Source organism: Kitasatospora sp. NPDC059599 (genome assembly GCF_042735125.1).
GTDB lineage: Bacteria > Actinomycetota > Actinomycetes > Streptomycetales > Streptomycetaceae > Kitasatospora.
This window is the reverse complement of the sequence record NZ_JBHWCL010000272.1, coordinates 1-4718: the sequence shown is the minus strand read 5'-3', so window position 1 is coordinate 4718 and position 4718 is coordinate 1. Positions and strand designations below refer to the sequence as shown.

Below are 4718 nucleotides of genomic sequence, written 5' to 3'. Positions count from 1 at the left end.
GCGCTGGAAGGGTTACGGCGGGCGGCCCGCACGGGCCGCCCGCCGCGCACCCCGCACCCGTGTCGACGGTGCGTCAGGCCCGGTAGAACGTCCGCCCGGCGGAACCGGAGGAGACCGACCAGACCTCGGTTATCAGCCCGCCGTCGACCCGCAGGATGTCCGTCCCGCTGCGCGCCACCGTGCCGCCCTCGCCGTCCGAGAAGCTCGCCAGGTAGGGCCGGGCCACCAGGCCGGACACGGCCCCGTCGACCGACTCCAGATCCACCACCGCGACGCCCTCGGCTTCGAATCGCAGCTCGGACCGCTTGGCGTGCCACTGCCGGATCACCTCGGCCAGCCCGGCCGGCGTCCGCACCTCGTCGAACAGCTCCGAGCCCGCCTGCGTGTACCGCAGGGTGAAGTCGGGCGCCATGATCTTCTCGGCCAGCTCCAACTCGCCGTTCCACAGCGCCGTCCAGCGGTCGTAGACCTCGACCCCGAACTCCCGCAGCCCAACATCCATGAGAAGACCCCCCGTTCGTTCCCGACCGTTCCTCGATCGTGGTCGGAACGCTAGCACCGGCCACTGACAACCGGGCGAGAGCGGGGACGCGGAAGGCCCCGGAGCGCGGCGGTCGCCGACCGTGCCGGCCTCCGACCGCGCCGCGCGCACCGCGGCGAGGACCCGCGCGGAGACGTTGGACGGCCCGCGAACCGACCGGGACTCAGGCCGGGCGGCGGGCGGGCCGTGGGAACCACCATGGCCCCACCCGCCCCGGCCGGTCAGGGCGCGTACACGGCGACCGGACGCGAAGCGGCGCGCCGGGGCGTGCACCGGCAGCCCCAGCGGCGCCGTCAGAGCGTCCCGGAGCCCCGGGCCACCCCGGTCCCGCCCGCCCCCGCCGCCCCGTCCTGACGGCCCGCCGGGCCCGCCGTCCCCGTAGCCGTGGCCGTGGCCGTGGCCGTGGCACCGCCCGGCACGGCCCCCGCCGGCCCCACCGCCCGGTCCGGGTGCCCCGGCATCGGGGCGTGCCCGACCCGGACGGCCGGTCGCCGAGGAGCCCGCCCAGGTCCTCCCCGGACACCTCGGAGGCGGTGCGGACGTCGTCCGCGGTGGCCGCGCACCGCGTACGTGGGCCAGGGCGCCTCCGGGCCCGGTGCCAAGCGATCCGGAGGGCCCGACGACACCCCGTCGTCCCCCGGACGGCCCACGGTGATGGCGGGGCCCCCGGCGGCCGTCTAACGTCAGGAGTGCTTCGTCCCCTGACGGACGGGGCCACGGCCGCCGGAGTTCCTGGACCAGGTCCGGCGGCCGTACTTCCGTGCCCGGGCACGGCCCGTGCGGACGCACCCCGTAGGCTGGCGGCCGAGTCGAGCCCCGCCCCGGATGCCAGGAGCCGCCGTGATCAGCCCGGATTCGCACGTTCTGGTGATCGGCGAGTGCGTCGCGGACGTCGTCCGCACGGACGGTGCCCCGGACCGGGTGCACCCCGGCGGCAGCCCCGCGAACGTGGCGTACGGCCTGGCCCGTCTGGGCCGCCCGGCCACGCTGCTCACCGAGCTGGGACCGGACGAAAACGGCCGGTTGATCCGGGCCCACCTGGAATCGGCGGGCGTACGGGTACGGGCCGCCGGGGTCGCGCGGACGCCCTCGGCCGTGGTGCGGCTGGACGACCGGGGGCGGGCGCAGTACACCTTCGACATCGGCTGGACGTTCCCCCCGACCGCGCTGCCGGGGGCGAGCGCGCCGACCGGGCCGGCCGACCCCGCGGGGACACCCGCCGCGATCCACGTCGGCTCGATCGGCGCGGTCACCGAGCCGGGCGCGGCCGCGGTGCTGGCGCTGGTGGAGCGGTGGCGCGGACGGACGCCGATCAGCTACGACCCCAATGTGCGCCCCGCGCTGATGGGCGAGCGGGCCGGTGCCGTCCGGCGGGTCGAGCGCTGCGTGGCACTGAGCGAGCTGGTCAAGGCGAGCGACGAGGACCTGGCCTGGCTCTACCCGGGCGAGCGGCCCGACGCGGTCGCCGAGCGCTGGCTGGCGCTCGGCCCCGCCGTCGTCGCGGTGACCCTCGGTGCCGACGGGGCGTTCGCCCGCACCGCCGAGGGCGTCCGGGTCGAGGCGGCGGCCGTCCCGGTGCCGGTCGCGGACACCGTCGGTGCCGGGGACTCCTTCACGGCCGCCTTCCTGCACGCCCGCGTGTCCGGCGAGGACCTGCGGACCTGCCTCACCCACGGGGTGACGGCCGCCGCCCTGACTGTCGCCCGCCCGGGCGCGAACCCGCCCTCGGCGGCGGAACTCCGGACCGCCCTGACGGACGGCCGGGAGCGCCGCTCCGAGGCCGGCGCGCGCTAGACCCGAACCGTTCCCGGCGACCGCCGCCGGGTTCGGCCGGCGCCCGGCGTCGGGGCGTCCGGACCGGTGGTGCTCAGCGCCCCTGCTGATCGGGGGCGCCGAGTTCCTTGCCGTACCAGACCTCGGCGTACGGGCCGCTCTTGTAGGCCGGGATCTCCCGGTAGCCGTTCCGGAGGTAGAGCGCGCGGGCCTCGACCAGGTCGAGGCGGGTGTCGAGGACGATCCGGTCGGCGCCCAGGGCCCGGGCTCCCTCGTCGACGGCGGCGATCAGACGGGCACCGCCGCCGGTGCCGCGCAGGGCGGGCCGGACGTACACGCGGGTGAGTTCGACGGTGGTGGCGTCGAGCCGCCGCAGGCCCGCGCAGGAGTGGGCGGCGCCGTCGTGACGGCCGATCAGGAACAGGCCGTCCGGGGCGACGAGGTCGCCGCTGGGGGAGTCGGCCAGCCCGGACTCCAACTCCTCGGGGGCGCCCTCCCGGCCGAAGTGCAGGCGGTAGTAGCGGTTGGCCACGTCGTAGAAGTACTCGCGCAGCAGCTCCAGGGCCTCGTCGGAGGTCACGTCGGCCGTGGCGACGGCCCAGAGGTCGGAGCGGCGGGGCGAGGTGTTCGTCATGCGCGCATGATCCACTCCGCCCTCCCCCCGTCGCAATCGGTTTTCGGTGCGCCTCCGGGCCCGGTCGGTGCGGCCGGGTACGGCCGGGCGACCGGTGCGGCGGCCCGACGGGGTCGGCGGACGGGCGGTCGGCAAAGGAAGGGCAAGGACCGCGGTGCGCCGTTGCCCCGCACGGGTGATGGGGGGATTGACGGGGGTGCGCGGTGGGGGAGCAGTGCAGCTATGGATAGACCATCAGATTGTCGGATTAATGGGGGTTTGAGGGGGAGTCAGAAGGGCCGGAGCGGTGTGCGGACCGGCCTGCTGGCCACCGTCTGCCTCTCCGCCGTCCTCGTCGGCTGCGCAGCCCCGGCCGCCCCCGCCGGGCCGAAGGCCGCACCGGCCGGGACGGCGCCGGCCGGTGCGGACGCGGCACCCGCCGTGGAGGCCGCCGCGGCCCCCGCGGGAGCGGACGCCGCAGGGCACGGTGCGGGCCGCCCGCCGGCGGCGCCACCGATGCTGCCCGGCGCGGCCCGCCTGGAGGAGGAGACCAGCAGCGAGGCGGCCGCCCGCCAGGAGGCGGACGCCCGGACCGCCCTGGAGACCGCGCGGCGCTGGGGCCTGGAGAGCACGCCGCTGAAGGCCCCGCCGCGCCCGGCGACCAGGGCCCGGCTCACCCCCGTCCAGGGCGTCAAGCTCGCCGAGGGCCGCCCGCCGGTGGTCTACCGGGTGCCGACCGACGACAAGGTGGTCTTCCTGACCGTCGACGACGGCGCGGAGAAGGACCCCGCGTTCTCCCGGATGGCCGAGGAGCTGGGCATCCCGCTCAGCGCCTTCGTGTCCGACTACCTGGTCCGCGAGAACTACGGCTACTTCCGCGACCTGCACGCCCAGGGCGTGGAGATCAACAACCACACGATCAACCACCGCAACCTGAAGGTCCTGGACTACGAGACCCAGCGCCAGGAGGTCTGCAACCAGCAGGACCAGCTGGAGCAGCAGATCGGCGTCCGCCCCCGGCTGTTCCGGCCGCCGTACGGCGAGTACAACGACGACACGCTGCGCGCGGCGGCCTCCTGCGGGGTGCAGGCGGTGCCGCTGTGGAACGAGGAGGCCTTCCCGGACCACATGGAGTGGCGCTACGACGACCGCAAGCTGCACCCGGGGGACATCATCCTCACCCACTTCCGGGGCCAGGACATCTGGAAGGCCTCCATGCCGGACCTGCTGCGCAAGGTCGTCAACGACGTCACCGCGGCCGGCTTCGCCCTGGGGCGCCTCGACGACTACCTGTAACGACGGCGGGGCGGGCTCAGCCGAGCGAGAGGGCGTCGACGTAGACCCAGGCGCCCTCGTGCCGCACAAAGCGGCTGTGCTCGGTGAGCACGCCCTCCTCGCCGCCCTCGGTCCAGTGCGCGCGGAAGGCGACGGTGCCCGTCGCGTGGAACGCGCCGCCCTCGGAGGTGGAGACCACCTCCAGCCGGGTCCAGCGCAGCGCCGGGTCGAAGTCGACCTCGGCGGGACGGGTGTCCGGGTGCCAGGTCCGCAGCAGGTACGCCTCGTCCTGCGCCGCGAAGGCGCTGAACCGGGAGCGCATCAGCGATTCGGCGGTGGTCGCCGCGGCCTGGCCGCGGTGCAGCCGGCCGCAGCAGTCGCCGTAGGCGGCCGACAGGCCGCACGGGCAGGGGGAGGAGGGCAGCAGCCGCGGGGCGGCGGAGCGGGGCGCGGAACGACGTCGGGACATGCGGTCCATTCACCCCCTCCGCGGGTGCCTCCGGTCGCCCGGGACCG

The 4718-nt window shown here is 76.0% G+C and carries 5 protein-coding genes; 2 read left to right on the top strand and 3 right to left on the bottom strand.

What is annotated here, in order from left to right:
* Positions 1–73: 73 nt before the first annotated feature.
* Positions 74–502, bottom strand: a complete 429-nt coding sequence (locus tag ACFV04_RS43260; protein WP_380346917.1) for a nuclear transport factor 2 family protein — start codon at positions 500–502, stop codon at positions 74–76.
* 882 nt (positions 503–1384) lie between these two features.
* On the opposite strand from ACFV04_RS43260, the gene ACFV04_RS43255 reads away from it, so the two are divergent.
* Positions 1385–2335 carry a carbohydrate kinase gene (locus ACFV04_RS43255; RefSeq protein WP_380346961.1) on the top strand — a complete coding sequence of 317 codons (951 nt, stop codon included), beginning with the start codon at positions 1385–1387 and terminating at the stop codon, positions 2333–2335.
* Positions 2336–2408: 73 nt separating this feature from the next.
* On the opposite strand, the gene ACFV04_RS43250 is transcribed toward ACFV04_RS43255, so the two are convergent.
* Positions 2409–2948 carry a GNAT family N-acetyltransferase gene (locus ACFV04_RS43250; RefSeq protein ID WP_380536560.1) on the bottom strand — a complete coding sequence of 180 codons (540 nt, stop codon included), beginning with the start codon at positions 2946–2948 and terminating at the stop codon, positions 2409–2411.
* Between the two features lie 258 nt (positions 2949–3206).
* Here ACFV04_RS43250 and ACFV04_RS43245 point away from each other — a divergent pair, with 258 nt between their 5' ends.
* A complete protein-coding gene (locus ACFV04_RS43245; protein WP_380346914.1) occupies positions 3207–4223 on the top strand; it encodes a polysaccharide deacetylase family protein in 1017 nt (338 codons plus the stop codon).
* A 16-nt stretch (positions 4224–4239) separates the two neighbouring features.
* Here ACFV04_RS43245 and ACFV04_RS43240 read toward each other — a convergent pair whose 3' ends face one another.
* Positions 4240–4671 (bottom strand): YchJ family metal-binding protein, encoded by a 432-nt coding sequence (locus ACFV04_RS43240; protein ID WP_360255615.1) that lies wholly within the window; start codon positions 4669–4671, stop codon positions 4240–4242.
* Between the last annotated feature and the right edge of the window lie 47 nt (positions 4672–4718).